The organism is Allobosea sp. NPDC003192 (genome assembly GCF_050275675.1).
GTDB lineage: Bacteria > Pseudomonadota > Alphaproteobacteria > Rhizobiales > Beijerinckiaceae > Allobosea.
The window spans coordinates 463,842-485,448 of the sequence record NZ_JBNNPK010000002.1; the positions used below are offsets into that span (position 1 = coordinate 463,842).

At 65.9% G+C, this 21,607-nt stretch carries 20 protein-coding genes; 11 read left to right on the forward strand and 9 right to left on the reverse strand.

Annotated elements, in window-relative coordinates:
• Window positions 1-18: 18 nt before the first annotated feature.
• The 5 genes from ACQKLX_RS04980 to ACQKLX_RS05000 all read right to left on the reverse strand — a co-directional run bounded on the left by ACQKLX_RS04980 (window position 19) and on the right by ACQKLX_RS05000 (window position 6,373).
• The gene (locus ACQKLX_RS04980; RefSeq protein ID WP_427360016.1) at window positions 19-966 is read right to left on the reverse strand and encodes a lipid kinase; all 948 of its coding nucleotides are present in this window, start codon (window positions 964-966) and stop codon (window positions 19-21) included.
• A gap of 775 nt (window positions 967-1,741) precedes the next feature.
• Entirely contained in the window at window positions 1,742-2,449 is a 708-nt protein-coding gene (locus ACQKLX_RS04985; RefSeq protein ID WP_427360018.1) for a fumarylacetoacetate hydrolase family protein, read from the reverse strand.
• A gap of 20 nt (window positions 2,450-2,469) precedes the next feature.
• Window positions 2,470-3,528, reverse strand: a complete 1,059-nt coding sequence (gene gtdA, locus ACQKLX_RS04990; RefSeq protein WP_427360020.1) for a gentisate 1,2-dioxygenase — start codon at window positions 3,526-3,528, stop codon at window positions 2,470-2,472.
• A 35-nt stretch (window positions 3,529-3,563) separates the two neighbouring features.
• Window positions 3,564-5,234 (reverse strand): benzoate-CoA ligase family protein, encoded by a 1,671-nt coding sequence (locus ACQKLX_RS04995; RefSeq protein ID WP_427360022.1) that lies wholly within the window; start codon window positions 5,232-5,234, stop codon window positions 3,564-3,566.
• Window positions 5,231-6,373, reverse strand: a complete 1,143-nt coding sequence (locus ACQKLX_RS05000; RefSeq protein ID WP_427360024.1) for an FAD-dependent monooxygenase — start codon at window positions 6,371-6,373, stop codon at window positions 5,231-5,233. Before ACQKLX_RS05000 ends, ACQKLX_RS04995 begins: the two co-directional genes overlap by 4 nt.
• A gap of 88 nt (window positions 6,374-6,461) precedes the next feature.
• Here ACQKLX_RS05000 and ACQKLX_RS05005 point away from each other — a divergent pair, with 88 nt between their 5' ends.
• From ACQKLX_RS05005 to ACQKLX_RS05040, 8 genes are all read left to right on the forward strand, one after another.
• Window positions 6,462-6,872 (forward strand): acyl-CoA thioesterase, encoded by a 411-nt coding sequence (locus ACQKLX_RS05005; protein ID WP_427360026.1) that lies wholly within the window; start codon window positions 6,462-6,464, stop codon window positions 6,870-6,872.
• Window positions 6,869-7,684: an IclR family transcriptional regulator gene (locus tag ACQKLX_RS05010; protein WP_427360027.1), complete on the forward strand. Its 816-nt coding sequence runs from the start codon at window positions 6,869-6,871 to the stop codon at window positions 7,682-7,684. Before ACQKLX_RS05005 ends, ACQKLX_RS05010 begins: the two co-directional genes overlap by 4 nt.
• Window positions 7,685-7,772: 88 nt before the next feature.
• Complete coding sequence (gene maiA, locus ACQKLX_RS05015; protein WP_427360029.1) at window positions 7,773-8,504, forward strand: maleylacetoacetate isomerase; 732 nt, start codon at window positions 7,773-7,775, stop codon at window positions 8,502-8,504.
• Between the two features lie 26 nt (window positions 8,505-8,530).
• Entirely contained in the window at window positions 8,531-9,715 is a 1,185-nt protein-coding gene (locus ACQKLX_RS05020; RefSeq protein WP_427360031.1) for an ABC transporter substrate-binding protein, read from the forward strand.
• Between the two features lie 64 nt (window positions 9,716-9,779).
• Entirely contained in the window at window positions 9,780-10,694 is a 915-nt protein-coding gene (locus ACQKLX_RS05025; RefSeq protein ID WP_427360107.1) for a branched-chain amino acid ABC transporter permease, read from the forward strand.
• A 14-nt stretch (window positions 10,695-10,708) separates the two neighbouring features.
• Window positions 10,709-11,707: a branched-chain amino acid ABC transporter permease gene (locus tag ACQKLX_RS05030; protein WP_427360033.1), complete on the forward strand. Its 999-nt coding sequence runs from the start codon at window positions 10,709-10,711 to the stop codon at window positions 11,705-11,707.
• A gap of 2 nt (window positions 11,708-11,709) precedes the next feature.
• Window positions 11,710-12,447, forward strand: a complete 738-nt coding sequence (locus tag ACQKLX_RS05035; RefSeq protein ID WP_427360109.1) for an ABC transporter ATP-binding protein — start codon at window positions 11,710-11,712, stop codon at window positions 12,445-12,447.
• Complete coding sequence (locus ACQKLX_RS05040) at window positions 12,447-13,148, forward strand: ABC transporter ATP-binding protein (protein WP_427360034.1); 702 nt, start codon at window positions 12,447-12,449, stop codon at window positions 13,146-13,148. Before ACQKLX_RS05035 ends, ACQKLX_RS05040 begins: the two co-directional genes overlap by 1 nt.
• Window positions 13,149-13,164: 16 nt before the next feature.
• Here the strand turns inward: ACQKLX_RS05040 and ACQKLX_RS05045 are convergent, their stop codons facing one another.
• Entirely contained in the window at window positions 13,165-13,806 is a 642-nt protein-coding gene (locus tag ACQKLX_RS05045) for a TetR/AcrR family transcriptional regulator (protein WP_427360035.1), read from the reverse strand.
• A 208-nt stretch (window positions 13,807-14,014) separates the two neighbouring features.
• Here ACQKLX_RS05045 and ACQKLX_RS05050 point away from each other — a divergent pair, with 208 nt between their 5' ends.
• The 3 genes from ACQKLX_RS05050 to ACQKLX_RS05060 are packed head-to-tail and all read left to right on the forward strand — an operon-like array spanning window position 14,015 to window position 17,271.
• Window positions 14,015-15,211: an ABC transporter substrate-binding protein gene (locus ACQKLX_RS05050; protein WP_427360037.1), complete on the forward strand. Its 1,197-nt coding sequence runs from the start codon at window positions 14,015-14,017 to the stop codon at window positions 15,209-15,211.
• Window positions 15,212-15,251: 40 nt separating this feature from the next.
• A complete protein-coding gene (locus ACQKLX_RS05055) occupies window positions 15,252-16,310 on the forward strand; it encodes a Rieske 2Fe-2S domain-containing protein (RefSeq protein WP_427360039.1) in 1,059 nt (352 codons plus the stop codon).
• Between the two features lies 1 nt (window position 16,311).
• Window positions 16,312-17,271 carry a PDR/VanB family oxidoreductase gene (locus ACQKLX_RS05060; protein ID WP_427360041.1) on the forward strand — a complete coding sequence of 320 codons (960 nt, stop codon included), beginning with the start codon at window positions 16,312-16,314 and terminating at the stop codon, window positions 17,269-17,271.
• 700 nt (window positions 17,272-17,971) lie between these two features.
• Here the strand turns inward: ACQKLX_RS05060 and ACQKLX_RS05065 are convergent.
• The 3 genes from ACQKLX_RS05065 to ACQKLX_RS05075 are packed head-to-tail and all read right to left on the reverse strand — an operon-like array spanning window position 17,972 to window position 21,553.
• Window positions 17,972-19,375 carry an FAD-binding oxidoreductase gene (locus ACQKLX_RS05065; RefSeq protein ID WP_427360111.1) on the reverse strand — a complete coding sequence of 468 codons (1,404 nt, stop codon included), beginning with the start codon at window positions 19,373-19,375 and terminating at the stop codon, window positions 17,972-17,974.
• Entirely contained in the window at window positions 19,372-20,274 is a 903-nt protein-coding gene (locus tag ACQKLX_RS05070) for an amidohydrolase family protein (protein WP_427360043.1), read from the reverse strand. The genes ACQKLX_RS05065 and ACQKLX_RS05070 overlap by 4 nt, the downstream gene beginning before the upstream one ends.
• Window positions 20,267-21,553 (reverse strand): MFS transporter, encoded by a 1,287-nt coding sequence (locus ACQKLX_RS05075; protein ID WP_427360045.1) that lies wholly within the window; start codon window positions 21,551-21,553, stop codon window positions 20,267-20,269. Before ACQKLX_RS05075 ends, ACQKLX_RS05070 begins: the two co-directional genes overlap by 8 nt.
• Between the last annotated feature and the right edge of the window lie 54 nt (window positions 21,554-21,607).

A 21,607-nucleotide genomic window follows, 5' to 3' on the forward strand; every position in this document is an offset into this window, starting at 1 on the left:
TCGGTTCCGCTGCGGGTTTCAGCGGTGATAGAGCGCCGGACGAGCGGTTTCCGAACGCTCATCTGCGGCCGGCGCAAAGATCGAAATGGCCTTCGGGTGAACTTTGAAGTGCGCCGGCGTGGCGGTGACAATTTCGCCGTCGGTGTTCACGGGCATGGGTTTTCTTGTCTCGATGTCGAACTCGATGCATTTCGCCGTCCGGACCTCGCGCCAGGCACCGTGAGTGCCTGAGCGGAACGAGCGCAGCATCAGCGCCAGTTTCCAGAGATTCGTCATCTCGAGGCTGTAAAGGTCGAGATGCCCGTCATCGATCTCGGCATTCTCCTGCACCACGTTGCCGCCGCCATAGTGCCTGCCGTTGCCCACGGCGATCTGGTAGGACTCGACGTCGATCGTCCGCCCCTTCTCGGTGATCTTCGCCTTGAACCGCGATGCGCGCGTCATGACCTTCATGGCGGCCAGAGCATAGCCCAGCCTCCCGAACCGCTTTTTCAGCACCGGGTCGAGGCTTTGCGCCAGCTCGCTGCTCAACCCGATGCTCGCGACGTTGAAGAAGGCGTAGCCGTTGACCGTGCCGACATCGACCCGGCGCATCTCGCCGCGAGCGATGACGTCTGCCGCACCGACAAGATCCATCGGGATGTCGAGGGTTCGCGCCAGGTCGTTTGCCGTTCCCATCGGGATGATGCCCAGCGGCAGGCCGCTTTCCATCGCTGCCAGTGCAGCGGAAGACACCGAGCCGTCGCCGCCGCAGACGATGACGAGATCGGCCCTGTCGCGCAGGCGCACGATGTCGCGCGCGATTTCCGGCAGTGCCTCGAAGGTCTCGATGGTGACGTCGAGGCCGCCATCCTTCAGGCGATCGAGAAGGGGCGCAATCGATTCTTGGCCGCGGCGCGCCTTCGGGTTGCGCAGCAGCAGGGCTCGCTTCGGTCGGTGTGTGGGATTGTCGGGTATCAGAGACATGCCGGAGGCAGTTGGGGGACGCCGAACTCGATTTCAACCGGGCAGGCTGTCCAGCTGGCAGGCTCGTCGTTTCGTGAAGAGCTGATAGCGCCGAGACTGGCCCTGCAATGAGCGCCGAGCCCCGCTGTCAGACGAAAGGCGGCGCGGGCAGTGGCAAGTGATCTGATCGAGGAATGTGGTAGCGGGAGAGAGACTTTAATATCACTTCTAAATAATTGATATATCTAATAATTAAGTTCGAAACTGTAGATCGAGGCCATCATAAAGGCCAACGTTCGTTGATGTTGCCAATGAGCATCAGCGAACAGAACTGCCGCGAAGCGGGCAGAGTGTCGCACCAACCAAATTCGTAAACCCGCTTATTGTCGGCCCCGGCTAGTTGGACCGCATCGGTCGGGCCGAGCAGCAGCTCGGGGCCAGTGAGCCAAAGCATAATGATAGCTTACAGTCGTGTGGCTTACGCTCGTCTACTCTGCGCCAGAACCGGACATTGGGCACCTGCCCGACAGCGGACACTCTGTGGAACGGAATTTAAGAGCTGTTCTCGACGCGTTGCGCAAACCCGTGAAGCAAAAGGGCTCGTCCTCATGAATCAACGGGGGCAGGTTTGAGGAGTGACCCGAAACGGTCTCCCGGTTGGTGAGATCGGCCGTTGTTTTCGAGGATTGAACCGAGCACGCGCTGAACTCATCCTGCGGTCCCGGCAGCGCCTTGATGCCTGAGCGCTTCATATCGAGAGCGAAGCGCTCCAGGCAACGTCTGGTTCGATCCTTAGTCAGAATGCGGAGGCAAACACAGGAATGGTGATCTGCCCGATGCCGTCGACGCCGCCGCGCATCGTCTCGCCCGGCATCACCGGTCCGACCCCCTCCGGCGTTCCGGTCATGATCAGGTCGCCGGCCTTCAGCGTCATCGAGTGCGAGGCGATGGCGATGATGTCGGGCACCGGCCAGATCAGCTTGGCAATGTCGGAATCCTGTTTGACGGCGTTGTCGACCGATAGCCAGATGCGGCCGCTGCTGGGGTGCCCGACCTCGGCGACCGGCCGCAACGGTGCGATCGGGGCGGAGTGGTCGAAGCCCTTGCCCCAATCCCAGGGGCGGCCCTGTTCGCGCGCCTGCAATTGCAGGTCGCGGCGCGTCAGGTCGATGCCGACACCGTAGCCCCAGACATGGTCGAGGGCCCGTTTGACGGGGATGTTTGCGCCGTCCTTGCCAATCGCGACCACGAGCTCGATCTCGTAGTGGAAATTGCTGGTCTCTGGCGGATAAGGCACGGCTGCGCCGTCATCGACCACCGTATCGGCCGGCTTCAGGAAGAAGAAGGGCGGCTCGCGATCAGGATCCCGGCCCATCTCGCGCGCATGGGCGGCATAGTTGCGGCCGACGCAGATGATGCGCCGGACGGGAAAGCGTGCCTGCGAGCCGGCAATGGCGACCGAGGCCGGCGCCGGCGGCGGAATAACGTAGTTGTCGCTGCTCATCGTCGAAACCTGGCCCACCCTCAGAGATTACCGCGATCTTCGCGGAACAGATGTAATGCTTCCTGGATCGGTCGATCGGAGAACGAGAACAGCACGCTGTCCTCGTGCGCCTCGTGGCGGACCCGCTTCCAGCTCGGCACGACGAAGACGTCGCGCTTCTCCCAGTCGACGATATGGTCGTCGCCGACGATCGAGCGGCCCTTGCCCTCGATCGGGACGAAGATGGTGGCGTCGGTCGAGCGGTAAGCGGCGGTCTGGAACCCTTTGGGCAGCAGCTGGATGAAGGTGCCCATCGTCGCCATAGCGTGGTTGCCGGTGATCGGGTTGGTGTAGCGCATCTTCAGGCCGTGGCAGGGGTCCCAGGCCTCGGCGCGCTTCAGCCGCTCCAGCGCGTCGCGCGTGCGGGAATAGGGATAGTTGAATACCGGAGAAGTGCCGCCTCCACCCTTGTGGTCGACCGGCAGGAGGTTGGCGCCATAGCGTGCGTCGCTGTCGCCGTCCGGGCGGGTCAGGTCCTGCGCGTCCTTGTCGAGCATCTCGGCGAAGGAGGCATCGAGGAACTGCACCACCGGGATGTCCAGTCCATCGAGCCAGAAGATCGGCTCGTCGCTTTCATTGCCGTGGTCGTGCCAGGCCATCGGCGGGGTGATGACGAAGTCGCCCTCGTGCATGATGGTGCGCTCGCCGTTGACCGAAGTGTGCGCGCCCGAGCCTTCGAGGACGAAGCGCAAGGCTGACTGGGTATGCCGGTGCGCCGGCGCGACCTCGCCGGGCAGGACGAGCTGGACGCCGGCATACATCGATGTCGTGATCTTCGACTGTCCGCGCAGGCCGGGGTTCTCCAGAACCAGCACCCGGCGCTCGGCTTCCTTGGCGGTGATCAGCCCCCCCGCCTCCAGCATCGCCGCGCGGATCTCGGCGAAGCGCCAGGAGGCCGGACGGCAGGCGCTGCGCGGTTCCGGTGTGACGAGATCGGCGAGCGACAGCCAGAGCGGCGTCATGTTGCTGCGGCCGATCCGCTCGTAGAAATCCTGGCGCTGCCGTTCCAGCGCGGGTGACGGGCTTGTTGAGACATTCATGGCAATGTCGCTCCTGGATTGCGGAGATGACTGGCTCAGGCGGCGTGCCCGGCACGGGACAGGCACTGGGCGAGCAGCGATTGACGGTCGATCTTGCCGGTACCGGTCTTCGGCAAGGCATCGACGATGTGGACCTGGCGCGGATATTTGTAGGGCAGCAGCGTGGTCTTGACGTGGGCCTGGAGGAGTTGCGCGAGCTCGGGCCGGTGCTCGCCGGCTGCGACCACATAGGCCTCCAGGGTCATGCGTCGGTCCGGCAGCTCGAAGGCGAGCACGGCGCATTCGTGCACCAGCGGGTGGTCGGCGAGGCAGAGCTCGACCTCGAGCGGATAGACCCATTGGCCGGAAACCTTGACGAGGTCATCGGCCCGGCCGCGGAATACGTAGAAGCCCTCGGCGTCGCGCGTCATCCGATCGCCGGTATAGATCCAGCCTTCGGCCCGCATCGTGTCGGCCGTCTTGTCGGGACGGTTCCAGTAGGTCGGCGCATTCGAGTCGCCGCGCACCCAAAGGATGCCCTCTTCGCCATCGCCGACCTCGCGCCCATCCATGTCGCGCAGCGCGATCTCGTAGCCCGGCACGCGGCGCCCGGCCGCTCCCGGCTTGCGGGCGGTTTCGTCGTTCGACAGGTAGATGTGGAGCACCTCGGTCGAGCCGAGCCCTTCGACGATGTCGAGGCCCGACAGACGCCGCCAGGCTTCCGCCACCTCGGAGGCCAGCACCTCGGCTGCCGATAGGCAGAGGCGCAGGCTCGACAGGTCGGCCGAGGCCGCCTCCGGCGCGGTCGCCAGCGCGGTGTAGAGCGTCGGCAGGCCGAAGAAGAGGGTTGGCGTGAACTGCGCGATTGCCTCGAAGACCGGGCCGGGCTTCGGCTGGCCGGCGAGCAAGACGCTGGTCGCGCCGACCGAGAACGGAAAGGTCAGCGAATTGCCGAGCCCATAGGCGAAGAAGATCTTCGGCACCGAGAAGCAGATGTCGTTCGGGCCGATGCGCAGGACGTGGCGGGCATAGGACGCCGCCGTATAGGCCATGTCGTGCTGGAGATGGACGATGCCCTTCGGCCGCCCGGTCGAGCCGGAGGAGTATTGCCAGAAAGCCATGTCGTCGCGGTGGGTGTCTGCGGCGTCGAGCCAGTCCGGCTGCCGGCCGAGGAGTTCGGCGGCGGGATGCAGCCTCATCGCTCCGCTTTGCACCGGCAGTGTCTCGCCACCGACCACGATCAGATCCGTAAGCCCTGTCGCGGCGACGGCGTCCGCACAGAAGCGCTCGGCGAAGGTGGCGTCCGCAATGGCGATGCGCGCCCCGGAATCGGCGAGATAGAAGGCGAGCAGGTCGGGCGGCGTCAGCGTGTTGACCAGGAGCGGCACCAAGCCGGCCCGGATCGCGCCGAAGAGTGCCGCCGGATAGGCCGGCGTATCGTCCATGAAGAGCAGGACGCGCTCGCCTCGCTCGAGGCCGAAGCCCGCCAGCGCATGACCGAAGCGGCAGGCCTCGTGGCAGAGCTGGCGATAGCTCAGCGTGCCGCCCGGGCCGGTCACGGCCGGATGTTCGCCGCGGCCGCGCTCGAGATTGTCGAACAGGAGCGCGCTCGCATTGTAGCGCTCGGGCAGGGAAAAGCCGATCTCGGCCGCCCCCGATGCCGCGCGCGGAACCTGATCGACGATCGCGGCGGAGAAGCTGGTGATGTCGCTCGCGCGCCCGGTCATGCCGCGTTCTCCCGGCTGCGCGAGGCTTCGAAACGGGCCATGAAGCCTGGCGCCATCGCCCGAAGCCGCTCGTCGTCGACGCGTCCGGAGCGCGTGATGTAGCTGTAGGCGAAATCGTAGGGCGCCAGCCGCATATGCTCCGGGAAGCGGTCGTACCAGGCGGCGCTGGTCTTGGAGGCGCGCACCAGCTTCTCGACGATCGGCCGACGCGCCGCTTCATAGGCCGCGAGCGCCGCAGGCAGGTCGGCGCGGTGCTCGGTAAGCGCCCCCGACAACGCAATCGCGTCCTCGAGCGCGAGCCGCGTGCCCGAGCCGATCGAGAAATGTGCGGTGCGCACGGCGTCGCCGATCAGCACGCGGTTGCCATGTGACCAGCGCTCGCTCCACAGCCAGGGGAAATTGCGCCAGAGTGATTTGTTGGCGACCAGCGGCTCGCCGCCGAGTGCCTCAGCGAAGATGCGCTCGCAAAGCGCACGCGATTCCTCCGGCCCAAGTCGATCGAAGCCGGCGCGCAGCCAGCTCTGCCTGTCGCATTCGACGATGAAGGTGCTCATCTCCGGCGAGTAGCGATAATGGTGCGCGTTGAAGGTGCCGTGCTCGCTCTCGACGAAGGTCTGCGTCAGGGTTTCGAAGCGCTTGGGCGTGCCGAACCAGGCGAACTTGTTGTCGAGATAAGAGAGTGAGGTGCCAAAATCGCCTTCGTGGCTGCGGCGCACCAGCGAATTGACACCGTCCGCGCCGATCACCAGATCGAAATCGTCGAGGACGTCGAGGCTGGCGAGTGGCGTAAGATAGCGCAGCTCGACGCCGACCGCCTGAGCGCGCCTCTGCAGCAGCATGAGCAGGTCGAGCCTGCCGATCGCCGAGAAGCCGACGCCGTCGATCGCGATCGCCTCGTTGCGGTGGACCAGCGTGATGTCCTGCCAGGTCTCCATCCGCGCCGTCACGGCATCCGCCGTCTCCGGGTCGTCTGCCCGCAGGAAATCCATGGCGCGATCCGAGAACACCACGCCGAAGCCGAACGTGGCGTCGGCCGCGTTCTGCTCGAGCAGAATGACCGCGTCTTCGGGGTGTCGACGCTTGAGAAGATAGGCGGCGTAGAGCCCGGCGGGCCCGCCGCCCAATACGGCAATGCGCATGGTCCCTCCCAGATCCATAGTTTTCATACTATGAAAACATTTCTATTATATGAAAATCAATTGCGCAAGCGCTGGGGAGGCTATGGTTATGGCGGGGAGTTTCGTCCGCGAGGCGGTCGTCGAGTTCGGGGATTGTGACGAAGCGGGAATCGTGTTTTATCCCAAATACTTCTACTGGTTCGACTGCGCCTTTCAGGGCTTGCTGCGCCGCTGCGGTCTCAGCCAGAGAAGGCTGCGAGCGCGCTTCGGTGCTGTCACGCCGATCGTCGATGCCGGGGCACGCTTCCGGTCGCCCGCGAGCTATGACGACGTTCTGGCGGTGACCACCTCCATCGAGCTATGGGAAGAGCGCCGCTTCCGTCTGCGCTACGAGGTGCAGTGCGGCGATCGCCTGGTTGCGGAGGGGCATGAAGTGAGGGCATGGGCAGTTCTGAAGTCTGATGGCGGGATCGGGGGAGGGGCGATTCCGGCCGAGTTCCGCGCCCTGCTTGAGCCATGAGCGAGGATCACGACGAGGCCGGCGCGGACGGGCACGCGCGCGGCGGTATCCAGTCGCTCGACACGGCGCTGCTCGTCCTGCGCGCCATGGCGACGTTGCCGGGCTCGGTGACGCTGACCGATCTGGCGCGCTCGGTCGACATGCCGGTCTCGAAGGTGCACCGCTATCTGGCCAGTTTCATCCATGCCGGCCTTGTCGCTCAGAGCGAGCGCTCGGGTCGCTACGATCTCGGGCCGTTTGCGAGCGAGCTCGGGCTGGCGGCGCTGGCGCGCAATGATTTCGTCAACCGCACGGCCGATGTCCTGCCCGAATTGTCCGAAGCGACCGGCGCGACGGCGCTGCTCTCGACCTGGGGCAATGGCGGCGCCACCGTTGTCCGCTGGGAGCGTGCCGCGAGCCCGATCCTGACGTCCTTCGGCCTGGGCTCGACCTTGCCTCTGCTGACCTCCGCTAGCGGCCGGATCTTCCTCGCCTTCCTGCCGCGCAAGGTGACGGCACTGCGCCTTGCGGTCGAACTGGCTCGCGCCAGCGAGGCGGGCCTGGTCTGGCCCGACCTCAACCCGGACATGGCGAGCGTCGAGTCGCTGATCGCGCGCGTGCGGGCCGACCGGCTCGCCTGCGTCGACGGGCGCTTCGTGCCGGGCCTCAGAGCGGTCTCGGCGCCGGTCACCGATTGGGCCGGCGAGGCGCAGGTGGCGGTGACCCTGATCGGCATATCAGAGGCGATCCTCGATCCGGCAGGCAGCGCGATCCGCACGCTGACGGAATTCACCAAAAAGCTCTCCATGTCCGGCCCGTCGCGAGGCGGCTGATTCCCGCAGCGCTTCCGCCTTCAGAAATGACTTGCATTCTGTGCAATGATTTCTAGGATACGGAAAACGACAAGCGGGAACGGAAATCATGTCAGAGGAGAGTATGGCCGCGGAGCGGCCGACGGAGGCGCACGCCGCGTCGGCGCGTGGTGAGCCGGGCCGGCCGCATGACCGGCGGGTCGTGCTGCACAATTATTTCCGCAGCTCGACCTCCTTCCGGGTGCGCGCGGCACTGGCGCTGAAGGGCGTTCCCTTCGACTATCGCGCCTTCCATCTGCGGCGCGGCGAGCAGCGCGGCCCGGCTTATCTCGCGCTCAATCCGCAAGGGCTCGTCCCGACGCTGAGCTGGAGCGACGGGCGCGACTACACCCAGTCGCTGGCGATCATCGAGTTCCTCGACGAGACAATGCCGCAGCCGCCGCTCCTGCCGATCGACCCGGCCGGACGCGCCCGCGTCCGTTCGCTGGCACAGATGATCGCGCTCGACATCCATCCGCTCAACAATCTGCGCGTCCTCGGCCATCTCAAGGCGGAGTTCGGCGCCGACGACGAGGCGCTCGCCCGCTGGTTCCGCCATTGGGTGGCGGAGACCTTCGCTCCCCTGGAGGCGCGCTTGCGCGAAGAGCCGCAGACCGGGCGCTTCTGCCATGGCGACGAGCCGACATTGGCGGACATCTGCCTCGCCGGGCAGGTCATCAACAATGCGCGCTTCCAAGTAGAGATGGGCGCCTACCCGACCATCGCGCGCATTCACACCAACTGCATGGCGCTGCCGGCCTTTCGGGCGGCGGCGCCGGACAATCAGCCGGACGCTGAATAAGCCGGCTTCAATCGGAGGGGACATCGATGAGGCGTATGACGATTGCTGCCGCGCTCGCGGCGGCCACGACGACGGCTGCCCAGGCGGCGGACAGCGTCAGGATCGGTTTCATCACCACGCTGACCACGCCGGCCGCGGTGATCGGCCGCGACATGCAGGACGCCGTCAACCTGGCGGTGGAGCATGCCGGCGGCAAGATCGCCGGGAAGCCGATCGAGGTCGTTTTCGAGGATGACGGGCTGAAGCCCGAGCTCGGCCGCCAGAAGGCGGAGAAGCTGGTGCGTCAGGACAAGGTCGACATCGTCGCCGGTTTCATCTGGTCGAACGTGCTGCTGGCGGCCCGCAAGCCGGTGATCGACGCCGGCAAGTTCCTGATCAGCACCAATGCCGGGCCGAGCGAGCTCGCCGGCAAGGGCTGTCACGCCAATTTCTTCTCGATGCGCGGCCAGAACGACATGGTCCCGATCGCGCTCGGCGAGGTGCTCAACCGGCGCGGCGTCAAGAAGCTCTATGTGATGGCGCCGAACTACTCGGCCGGCAAGGACATGGCGGCGGGCGTCGAGTGGACTTTCAAGGGCGAGGTCGTCGGCCGTGATTTCACGAAATGGGGCGACGACCCGCAGCTCGACTTCTCGGCCGAGCTCGCCAAGGCCAAGGCCTCCGGCGCCGATGCGATCTTCGCCTTCTATCCCGGTCGGGCCGCCGCCTTCGCGCGGCAGTACCAGCAGGCGGGGATCGCCGACTCCGTCAAGCTCTACACCGTCTACACGGTCGACGACATCGCCCTGCCGCGCCTGCAGGAGGCCAAGGTCGACGCCGTTCTCGGCACCGAGCTCACCGATTACTGGTCGCCCGATCTGAAGACGCCGGAGAACGCCCGCTTCGTCGCCGATTTTCGTGCGAAATACGGCCGCACCCCATCGAACTATGCGGCTGCGGCCTATGACCTGATCCCTTACGTCAAGGCGGCGGTCGAACAGGCCGGTGGCGATATCGGCGCGACCGACAAGGTCCGCACGGCGCTGGAGAAGGCGGACTTCGCCTCGGTGCGGGGCCGCTACCAGCTCGGCCCGAACCATTTCCCGATCGACACCTATTACAGCCTCGACGTCGTCGCCGAGCCGTCCGGCGCCTGGGCGTTGCGCACCAGGGAGATCGCGCTCAAGGGCGAGCTCGACCCCTACGCCCGGCATTGCAAGCTGACGCAGTGAGCCCGGCCGGTGCCGGCGCTGCTGCCGGCACCGGCCCATCGCACAGGTGGGACGCCTCGTGGATATGATTCTGCTGATCAACCAGATCCTGAACGGGCTCCAGCTCGGCCTGATCCTGTTCCTGCTCGCCGCCGGCCTGTCGCTGGTCTTCGGCATCATGGACTTCATCAATCTCGCCCATGGCGTCTTCTACATGGTCGGTGCCTATCTCTGCGCGACGGTCGCGATCGTCACCGGCTCGTTCTTCCTCGGGCTTCTCGTCGCGATCCCGGCGGCGGTCCTGCTCGGCCTCGCGGTCGAATGGCTGGTCGCGCGCCGGCTCTACAAGCGCGACCATCTCGACCATGTGCTCGCGACCTTCGGCCTGATCCTGTGCTTCGACACTGCGGTGAAATATCTGTGGGGGCCGGAGGGCCTGTCCGTGCCGCTGCCGGCCTGGCTTGGCGGCCAGGTTGCGCTGGGTGGTATCGCCATGCCGGCCTACCGGCTCTTCGTCGTGGCGGTCGGCCTCGTCGTGGCGGCGCTGCTCTGGCTGGTCATCACCCGGACCCGGGCCGGCATGCTGGTCCGCGCGGCGGCGTCGAATGAGCCGATGGCTCGGGCGCTCGGTGTCGAGACCAAGCTGCTCTTCACGCTGGTCTTCGCTACTGGAGCCGCGCTCGCCGCGCTGGCGGGCCTGCTGGTCGCTCCAATCACCGGGACCTCGATCGGCATGGGCAACCAGATCGTCATCCTGGCGCTGGTCGTCATCGTCGTCGGCGGCATCGGCTCGATCAAGGGCGCCTTCATCGCCGCGCTCGCCGTCGGGCTGATCGACACGCTGGGCCGCGCCTATCTCGTCGGTCTGATGAGCCTCGTCTTCTCGCCGACGGTGTCGTCCTCGGCGGGGCCGGCGCTCGCCTCGATCCTGATCTATCTCAGCATGGCCTTCGTCCTGGTGCTGCGGCCGGCTGGCCTGTTCCCGCCGGCGAGCCGTTGATCCCGGAGTTCCCGATGCAGACAGTCTCTTCGCAATCGCTTGCCGTACCGCTGCCGGCCGAGGCGCCGGCGCGACGCTTCGACCTGGATCTCGGCCTGTGCGGTGTGCTCCTGGCGGCGCTCTTCCTTGCCTTGCCGCTCGCCAATGCCACCGGGAACTCCTTCTGGGCCGATCTGCTCAACCGCGTGATGATCCTCGCCATCGCCGCGACGAGCCTCAACCTGCTCGTCGGCATCGGCGGGCTGGTCAGCCTCGGCCATGCCGCCTTTCTCGGCATCGGCGCCTATACGGTCGGAATCTGCGCCGAGCTCGGGCTGACGGCCGGCGGTGTGCAGCTCGCCATCGCGCTGGCGGTCGCGACCCTGTTCGCGCTGGTGACCGGGATGGTCGCCCTGCGCACGCGCGGCGTCCATTTCATCATGATCACGCTCGCCTTCGGGCAGATGCTCTATTTCGTGATGATCGGCCTGCGCCAGTTCGGCGGCGACGATGGCTTGACCATCAATGAGGGCAGCCAGTTCCCAGCGCCATTCACTCTCGAGAACCGCACGGTGCTCTATTATACGGTGCTTGCGGTGCTCGCCTTGACCCTGTTCGGCTTCGCCCGGTTGCGCCGCTCCCGTTTCGGCCTCGTGCTCCTGGGCGCCAAGGGCAGCGAGCGCCGGGTCGCAGCCAGCGGTTTCGATCCGTTCCGATATCGGCTTGCCGCCTATGTGCTCGCCGGAGCCGTCTGTGCCGTTGCGGGCTTTCTGAGCGCGAACCATACCAGCTTCGTCACCCCGGAGATCATGGGCTGGACGCGCTCGGCCGAGCTGATCTTCATCGTCATCCTAGGCGGAACCGGGACGCTGGCGGGGCCGCTGCTCGGCGCGATCCTGTTTCTGCTGATCGAGGAATTGCTCGGCAGCGTGACGATCTATTGGCACTTTCCCTTCGGCCTGCTGCTCATCCTGGTCGCGCTGTTCGCGCGGGGTGGTATCGTCGGTCTCCTGACGCGGCGGGGGCAGCCATGAGCATGCTCGATGTCAGGAATGTCTCGAAATCCTTCGGTGGGTTGCTCGCCTCGCGCGGCGTCAATCTCAGCGTGCCGCATGGCGAAATGCATGCCCTGATCGGCCCCAACGGCGCCGGCAAGACGACCCTGGTCTCCCAGCTCTTCGGCGAGATCCTGCCGGACGCCGGCAACGTGCTGCTGGACGGCCGCGACGTCACGCGGCTGCCCACCCATGCGCGGGCGGGGCTCGGCATGGCGCGCTCTTTCCAGATCACCACCCTGGCGCGTGATCTCACCATCTACGAGAACGTCGCCATCGCCGTGATGGCCGAGGATGGTCACGCCTTCCGCTTCTGGGGCGATCTGCGCCGGGACCGGGCCATCGAGCGCCGTGTGACGGCGGCGCTGGCGCGCGTGGGCCTGTCGGACCGCGCCGAGGAACCGGTCGCGACGCTCAGCCATGGCGAGCAGAGGTTGCTGGAACTCGCGATCGCACTCTCGGGCTCGCCGCGCCTGCTCCTGCTCGACGAGCCCATGGCGGGGCTCGGCACCGAGGAGAGCCGCCGGGTCACGCGTTTTCTCGCCGATCTCAAGGGCAGCGTCGCGATCCTTCTGGTCGAGCACGACATGGATGCCGTCTTCGCGCTCGCCGACCGCGTGACCGTCCTTGTCCGCGGGGAGGTGATCGCCTGCGGCCCGCCGGAGGCGATTCGGCATGACCCGGTAGTCCGTGAAGCCTATCTCGGGGAGGACGAGTGATGCTCGAGGTGCGGAATTTGTCCGGAGGCTATGGCAAGGGCCAGGTCCTGTTCGACATGAGCTTCTCGGTCGAGGCCGGCCAGGCGATCTGCCTGCTCGGCCGCAACGGCATGGGCAAGACCACCACGGTCAGGACGCTGATGGGACTTCTGCCCAGCTGGAGCGGCGAGATCAATTTCGAGGGCGCCTCGATCGCCAGCCTGCCGGCTGCACGGATCGCGCGACGCGGTCTCGGGTTGGTGCCCGAGGGACGACAGATCTTCCCGAACCTCACGGCGCACGAGAACCTGATCGCGACCGCCGCGAACCGGACGGGCGCGGCCCGGCCCTGGACGGTGGACAGGATCTACGAACTGTTCCCGGGACTGCATGCCCGCCGCACCTCAGCCGCCAACCTGCTCTCCGGTGGCGAGCAGCAGATGCTGGCGATCGGCCGGGCGCTGATGACCAATCCTCGCCTGCTCATCCTCGACGAGGCGACCGAGGGGCTGGCCCCGGTGATCCGTGACCAGATCTGGGCCTGCCTCTCGCAGCTGCGCTCGGTCGGGCAATCGATCATCGTGATCGACAAGCACATCAAGCGTCTTGCAGCCGTCGTCGACGCCTTCTACGTGGTGGAGAAGGGACGGATCGCCTGGTCTGGGTCGGCCGACGCCGTCGCCCGCGATCCCGGCATCGTCGACCGCTATCTCAGTGTCTGAGACGGTACACCGCGCTTTATTGCCGTGCTGCGGCGCGCGGTGATGCGCCGCCCTGGACGGCCGCAGCCCGTGCGCTAGCCTCGCGCTGGCACCAGTCCTCGATCAGGCGCTCGTAGCTTGCCTGGTCCTGCTGCCAGATCCGGTTGATCGCCATGCCGCGGATCAGGTTGAGGGTCAGCGCGAGCAGGGTTTCGGCCTGTGGCGGCTCGTAGCCGGCCGCCACGAACGCCTCCAGCCAGACAGCCTTCATGCCGGCGTGGAAGTGCTCGAGGACCGGCTTCAGGCTGGCCATCAGTTCGGGCGAGGTTCGCGCCGTGACGAGGACTTCCGTGGCTGCCAGGAAGGGCCAATCGAAATAGATCGTCCGTAGGTCGGCGATGAACTCGCGCAGCGGCTCCGGCGCCGTGGCAGCCGCCGCCGCGCGCTGCCGGCCGAGCACGGCGGCGCAGTCATAGGCATAGCTCGTGGCCGCGATGACGAGATCGGCCTTGCTGCGATAGTGGTGGACCCGGGCACCGCTCGACATGCCGGCCCTGGCGTCGACCTGCGCGGTCGTGAGCCCGTGATAGCCTTGCGCCACCAGGACTTCGATGGTGGCCTGCAGCAGCTTGTGCCTGGTCTCGTCGCTGCGTTCAGCCTGCGTCCTTCTGCTCCGCATGGTCCTCGTCATCATTACGGTTCCACGTCGGACTATCCCGCCTCGCTGCGCCGCGGCCTCGCCACAGTCATAACCACTCACCGGCGCGCCACCCAATCGAGAACTCTTCAAAAATGGCATTGACAAAACATACCGCTTATTCGGTATATTAATTTGTGCCGGCCGCCAAGAGCCGCATGTACGGCCGTTGGCCGCTAGGGAGGACATCATGAGACAACTCGCGACAGCGGGCGCGATCGCGGCCGCATGCCTGGCGGCCACTTCGGTCCAGGGCCAGGCCCCCAGGGAGGTCAGGATCGGTGTCGTCACGACGCTGACGACGCCGGCTGCGATCATCGGGCGCGAGGTTCAGGACGCGCTCAACCTTGCGGTCGAACATGCCGGCGGCGAAGCGGCCGGGCTCAAGCTCAAGCTGATCGTCGAGGATGACGGGCTCAAGCCCGATATCGGCCGGCAGAAGACCGAGAAACTCATCCGGCAGGACAATGTCGATATCGTTGCCGGCTATGTCTGGTCGAACGTGCTGCTCGCCTCGCGCAAGAGCGTGCTTGATGCCGGCAAGATCCTGATCAGCACCAATGCCGCACCGTCCGACATGGCAGGGCGCCTGTGCAACCCGGCCTTCTTCGCCATGCGCGGCCAGGGCGACGTGATGGCGATGGCGCTCGGCGCAGATCTCGACCGCCGCGGCGTCAAGACGGCCTACACGATGGCGCCGAACTACGCCGCCGGGAAAGATGTGATCGCCGGCTTCCAGCGGACCTTTTCGGGCAAGGTCGTCGGTCAAGACTTCACCAAATGGGGGGACGACCCGCAGCTCGACTTCTCGGCGGAGTTGACCAAGGCCGCGGCCAGCGGCGCCGAGGCGCTCGTCGCTTTCTATCCCGGCCGCGCCGCCGCCTTCATGAAGCAGTTCGAGCAGTCGGGACTGGCTGGCAAGGTCAAGCTCTACACCGTCTATACCCTCGACCAGACCGCGCTGCCGTCACTGCAGCAGGGCAACGTCACCGGGGCGCTCGGCACCGGGCTGATCGACTACTGGTACCCCGATCTCGATACGCCCGAGAACAAGCGCTTCGTCGCCGATTTCCGCACCCGCTACGGCCGGACGCCGTCGAACTACGCTGCCGCGGCCTACGACGTCATTCCCTTCATCAAGGCGGCGCTGGAAACGGTGAAGGGCGATCTCTCCGACAAGGCCGCGCTGCAGAAGGCCCTGGCCGAGGCGAAATTCCGATCGGTGCGCGGCGTGTTCCGGTTCGGCAGGAACCAGATGCCGCTGGACAATTACTACGCCCTCACCGTCGCCGCGCAGCCCGACGGCAATTGGGGGCTGACCGCGCCCAGCCTCGCGCTCGAGAACGGCGCCGACCCTTATGTCGGCGACTGCAAGATGGGCTCGTGAACGAGCCGCATTCGGCAAGCAGACCCCAGGGAGGTCGCTCATGGATTATCTTCTGAACACCTGGTACTTCGCCGCCTGGGCCGAGCAGATCAAGCCGGGCGTCCTGTTCCCGCGGACGATCATCGGCCGTCCGCTGGTCTTCACCCGCCGAGGGAATGGTGCGGTCATCGCGCTCGACGATCGCTGCCCGCACCGCTTCGCACCGCTGTCGATGGGGCGCGTCGAAGGCGACCGCATCATCTGCGGCTATCACGGGCTGGAATTCGACGGCTCGGGTGCCTGTGTCCGCAATCCGCATCCTTCGGGCAAGATCCCGGCTGCGGCACGCATCCGCAGCTACCCCGTGGTCGAAAAGCATTCCGGCTTGTGGATCTGGATGGGCGAACGGGCTACCGATCCGGGACTGATCCCGGACTTCTCGAAACTCGACGACACCAGCGAGGGGCCGGCCGTGACGCGCCGCGACCACATGGTGATGGACGTTCCCTATGACCTGATCGTCGACAATCTGCTCGACTGCAGCCACACAAGCTTCCTGCACGACGGCATCCTCGGCAACGAGCCGATGATCGCGGCGCCGACGACGATCGAGCAGGCCGGCAACACGATCAACGTCAAGCGCTTCGCCCGCAATGTGCCGCCGCCCGGGATGTTCGACATGCTGTTCCGGCAGGACGGAGCGCCGGTCGATTGCTGGACCGATTTCCGCTGGGATGCGCCGAGCTGCCTGCTGCTCGATGTCGGCGTCACGCTGCCCGGCCGGCCGCGCGAGGAGGGAACCGGCTATTTCGGCACGCATATCCTAACGCCGGAAACCGAGACCACGACGCATTACCATTTTGCGGCGACGCGCTGGAACATTCGCCCGGATTCCGAGGACCAGGCGACGCGCGAGAAGATCTCCGACCTGCGCCGTTTCGCCTTCGAGGAGCAGGATGAGCCGATGATCCGCGCGCAGCACCGCAACATCCGGATGAGCGATCCGGCGGAGCTCAAGCCGGTGATGCTCGAGACCGATCTCGGGGTCGTGCGCTGGCGGCGGATCATGGACCAGCTCAGGGCAGCCGAACGCGCGCCGGCGCTGATGGCCGGCGAATGACATGAGCCGCATTCCAGTCCGCGTCAGCAGCATCCGGCGCGAGGCCGTCGACATCGCTGGCTTCACCTTGGAGCCGCTGGATGGCGGCATGCTGCCGCCGGTCCGACCCGGAGCGCATATCGATGTCTTCATCGCGCCGGGGCTGACGCGGCAATACTCCCTCTGCGACGGACCGGGGCCGGCGCATTGCTACACCATCGCGGTCAAGCGCGAGGAGGCATCGCGCGGCGGCTCGGCGGCGATGCATGACTTGCCCGAAGGCCGCGTCATCGAGATCGGCCCGCCGCGCGACAATTTCCCGCTCGTGGCAGTGGCAACACGGCACCTGCTCTTCGCCGGCGGTATCGGCATCACGCCGCTGCTGTCGATGGCGCGCCATCTCGCGGTCGGAGACTCCCAGTTCACACTGCACTATTTCGCCCGTTCGCCGGAGCACGCCGCCTTCGCCGGGACGTTGGCCGCACTGGCGTCCAAGGGCGAGATCGAGCTTCTGTACGGCCTGTCAGGCGACCACACCGCCGGCGCGCTCCGCCAGCGGCTGGCGGCCATCGAGAGCGGGACGCATGTCTATCTCTGCGGCCCACCGGCTTTCATCGCGGCCACGCAGTCCATCGCATCCGAGCTGGGCTGGCCGGGTACGGCGGTGCACTGCGAGCATTTCAGCGCCTGCGCGACCTCGGCGGCTGCGGGCGACCGGGATTTCGAACTGGTGCTGGCTTCGCGCCCTGGCGTGATCGAGGTCGGCGCCGGCGAAACGATCGCCGAAGCGCTTCGGCGTCACGGCATCGAGCCCGAACTGTCCTGCGAGCAGGGCATTTGCGGAACCTGCATCACGCGCGTGCTCGATGGCCTCCCGGACCATCGCGACAGCTACATGACCGAGCAGGAACAAGCGGCGGGCGACCGCATCTGCATCTGCGTGTCGCGCGCTGCCTCCCAGCGCCTCGTCCTCGACCTATAGTTGGCGCGTACAGTGCGTGAAACAGATGCGGCATGAACTCGGTCGTGGTCGCACCAACAACCGCTCAAATCACCACCTTTTCTTGGAACGGCCTGCCACCGTGCGCCACTTTCGGACACTAGCGCGTTGTCCGAAAGCAGACATTGCCGTGTGGCGCCTCGCGGTCGAGTTCGAGCCGAGCGGGCCGTTCGGAACGACAAAGGGCTCACGGCCGGTCGCAGTCCGCCGGCAGCCTGAGCTTTTAACTTCATCGCTCTGAACCTGCGTTGTCTTCAGCCTCTTTGAGAATCTGCGCGAGATCCCAGCTTCCTACGGCTTTCAGCGAGCTGTCTTCGAGGCAAAGCACGAGGAACTCGAGAATTGCTTGGTTCAATTTCTCCGGGGGCTCCATCGGCATGCCCTTTTCGACTTCCGTGAGTCGGTGGAACTCACTCTGGGAGTGATGGGTCAAGCTGAAACCGTGTAGCGTCGTATCATGCCGTTTCTCATACCGCTTTAGGTTTGTGTTCGCGCCCAGGATAGCAGATTGAGTGATGAGCGTTGTCGACCCTATGGGCGTGGAAGCATCCAGTTTGGCGAATGACAATCATCAAGCACCCCGATCTTATGCATGGGGCTGGCCTGGTGGGCGCCAGAAGCCGACGTTGACGCTCTGCCCAGAAGCGGGCGTCCTGCCTCAGGTGCCGAACATGGGTTGGTTCTAGGGCGCATCCAGAATTTTACCTGGGTTGAGGATACCCTGTGGGTCCAGCGCGCGTTTGAGCGTCCGCATGAGCTCAAGCTGGGCAGGCTGCTTATAGTGGGCGAGTTCGGCGACCCGGTAGCTGCCGATGCCGTGCTCGGCGGAAATGCTTCCTTGATATCCGGCTACGACGTCATGAACGACACGGTTGATCGCCGCCTTGGCCTCAGCTGCGCCGGCAAGCACATTGAAGTGGACATTCCCATCCCCGACATGGCCGAACACGACGACCTGCAGCCCATCGAAAGCCTTGTGCAGAGCATATGAGGCATCGCGAATGAAGTTCGGAATGCGATTGATCGGCACGGAGACGTCGTGCTTGACGCTGCGCCCGGATTTCAGCTCAGCCTCGGTCACATGCTCCCGCAGGGCCCACAGGGCAGCGGCTTGCGTCTCGGTTTCGGCAATCACGCCGTCGCTGGCATCGCCGGCCTCCAGGGCGCTGCCCAGCGCCGCCTCCATCGCATCGCGCAGGCCGGAGAGGCTCGAGGCGGCCTCGACCAGCACGGCCCAGGACTGCATCTCCATTGGCGGTCTCAATCCGAAATGCTGTCTCACCAGCGCGAGGGCGGATGGCGAGATCAGTTCGAAGGCGGAAATCGCGTCACCAAGCTCGGCAGTGGCGTGCTCGAGCAAGGCCAGCGCTGATGCCGGATCGGGCACGGCGAGGAATGCGGTGACCCTATGCTTCGGCCGTGGCGAGAGGCGCAGGCTTGCCGCCGTTACGATCCCGAGTGTGCCCTCGGCGCCGATCAGAAGCTGCTTCCAGTCATAGCCGGCATTGTCCTTGTGCAAATGGCGCAGGCCAGCGACGACCGAGCCGTCGGCAAGAACGGCTTCGAGCCCGAGCATGCGCTGACGCGTCATGCCATAGCGCAGGACGTTGATGCCGCCGGCATTCGTCGAGACGATGCCGCCGATCTGGCTCGAGCCCTGGGCCGCGAAGCTAACGGGGAAGAGCAGCTCATGCTCTCGCGCCGCTTCCTGCACGGTTTCGAGCACGGCTCCGGCCTCGACCGTCATGGTCATACCGACCGGGTCAATCGAGCGTATCGCATTCATCCTCGACAGGCTGAGTACGATCTGGGCCCGCCCGGCGATCGGCACTGCGCCACCAGCGAGGCTGGTATTGCCGCCTTGCGGCACGATCGCGATACCCCGTTCGGCGCAGAGCCGCACTACGGCAGAGACCTGATCGACGCTCTTTGGCCGAGTCACAGCGAGCGCGGGCGCGCCGAACTCGCCGCGCCAGTCCACGCAGTAGGGCGACATGGCTTCATCGCCGAGAACGAGACCGGTATCGCTCAGGATGGAGCGCAGAGCCTCCAGGAACGCGTCGTCCGTGCTGGGAGGGGTTTTCATGAGCCTTGCTGCCTGAAGCCGTAGAGGCGGTGCGCGTTGTGCGTGAGCACGCGGTCGCGGGCAGCCGGGTCGGGCACCCAATCGGCGAGAAGGTCGAGCAGGTTGCCGACATTCATCATGTGCTGCCAGTGAGCGACATGCGGCCAGTCGGAGCCCCAGACGCAACGTTCCGGCGCTGCCTCGTGAAGAAGACGAGCGAATGGAATCGTGTCGGCATAGGGCAGTCCCTCGACCGTATTGCGGTAAGCGCCCGACAGTTTGACCCAGCCCCCGTCGCGCACGAGCGAGACGAGCGTCCGGAAGCCCAGATCGTCGATCCCGCGCGAGACCGGAAAATGTCCCCAGTGATCGACGACGAAGGGCACGGGCAGCTTGGCGAGCTTTGGCGCCAGCGGTGGCAGGTCCCTGGCGTCGATGAGGAACTGCAGATGCCAGCCCAACTCCCTGGCCAGGGCCGCATAGTCGTCCAACTGGTCGAAACCGATGCCGCCGCCATAGAGGATGTTGAGGCGCAGGCCGACCACCCCGGCTTCCTTGAGTGCCGCGAGTTCCCGGTCGGGCAGGCCGAGCGGAATGACGGCGATACCGCGTAGCCGATCACGGTTCGCCTTCAAGGTCTCGACCATCAAGCGGTTGTCCGTGCCGTGCACGCTGACCTGGACGAGGACGCCATAGGCCATGCCGGTCGCGTCCAGCATGGCGAGGTAGCCTTCCGGCGTGGCCGGCACCGGCGTGTAGCTGCGGCCGGCTACGAAGGGCTGGGCCGGGGGCTGCCCTATGACATGTGCGTGGGTATCGACCGCGCCTGGCGGCACGACGAAGCGCGTCGGCCGGTGCGGACGGGGATCGGGCCCTGGGCAGGCCGGAGCCCGATCGGTTACGGAAGCTTCTTCACGCATCTGCGTGCAGCACCTTGCCGCGCGTTTCCGGCAGCGCATAGGCAGCCAGGAAGAACAGCACATACGCGAACAGGGCGAACAGGCAGATCGCGTTGGCGAGAGACGTCATCTGCGAGAGGTAGCCGACGAGGAAGGGGAAAAGTGCGCCGATGCCCCGTCCGAAATTGTAGCAGAAGCCCTGGCCGGAGCCGCGCAGCCTGGTCGGGTACAGTTCCGTCAGGAAGGCGCCCATGCCCGAGAAATAGCCGGAGGCGAAGAAGCCGAGCGGGAAGCCGAGCACCCAGAGCAATTCGTTCGACAGCGGAAGCTGGGTATAGGCGAGGACGACCACCATGGCCCCGAGCGAGAAGGTCAGGAACAGGCGGCGGCGGCCGTATTTGTCGGCGAACCAGGCACCGACGAGATAGCCGACGAAGGAGCCGATGATCACAGCCGAAAGATAGCCAGTCGAACTCACGATCGAGAGTTTCCGTTCCGTTGTCAGGAAACGCGGCACCCAGAAGGTGATGGCGTAGTAACCGCCCTGGCAACCGGTGGTGACGAGCGAGGCGAGGATCGTCGTCTTCAGGATCGGGCCCTGGAAAATCTCGAGGATCGACGGGCGATCGCCGGTGGCGGCAACCTTGGCGCGGGCCTCGATCGAGACCTCCGGCTCCTTCACATAGGCACGCAGATACAGGACGAGCAGCGCCGGCAGCGCTCCGATCGCGAACATCCAGCGCCAGGCCTGCTCGGCCGGCAGCAGCGAGAACAGCGCGGCCTGCGCCAGCACGGCGAGCCCCCAGCCGACAGCCCAACCCGACTGGACGCAGCCGACGGCCCGGCCCCGATATTGAGCGCGGATCGTCTCGCCCATCAGCACGGCGCCGGCCGCCCATTCGCCGCCGAAGCCGAGGCCAAGCAGGGCGCGACAGATCAGCAGCTGCTCGAAATTCTGCGCAAATGCGCAGAGCAGCGAAAAGAACGAGAACCAGATGATCGTCAGTTGCAGCGTGCGGACCCGGCCGATGCGATCGGCGAGATAGCCGGCCCCCCAGCCGCCGAGCGCCGAGGCGAGCAAGGTCACGGTACCGGCAAGGCCGGCGGTGCCGGCATCGACCTGCCAGAGCATGATGATCGTGCCGATCACCAGCGGGTAGATCATGAAGTCCATGCCGTCGAGCGCCCAGCCCGTCGCGCAGGCCCAGAAGGTGCGCTTCTCGGGAACGGTCATGTCCCTGTAGAAGCCGGTCAGGCTGGTATCCTCGGCCGGCGCGACCGTGCTTGTAGATGTCGCCATTCGTATCCTCCCTCGCATCGCCTTCCGTGGGCGATCAGCGCGAGAGGACAGGTC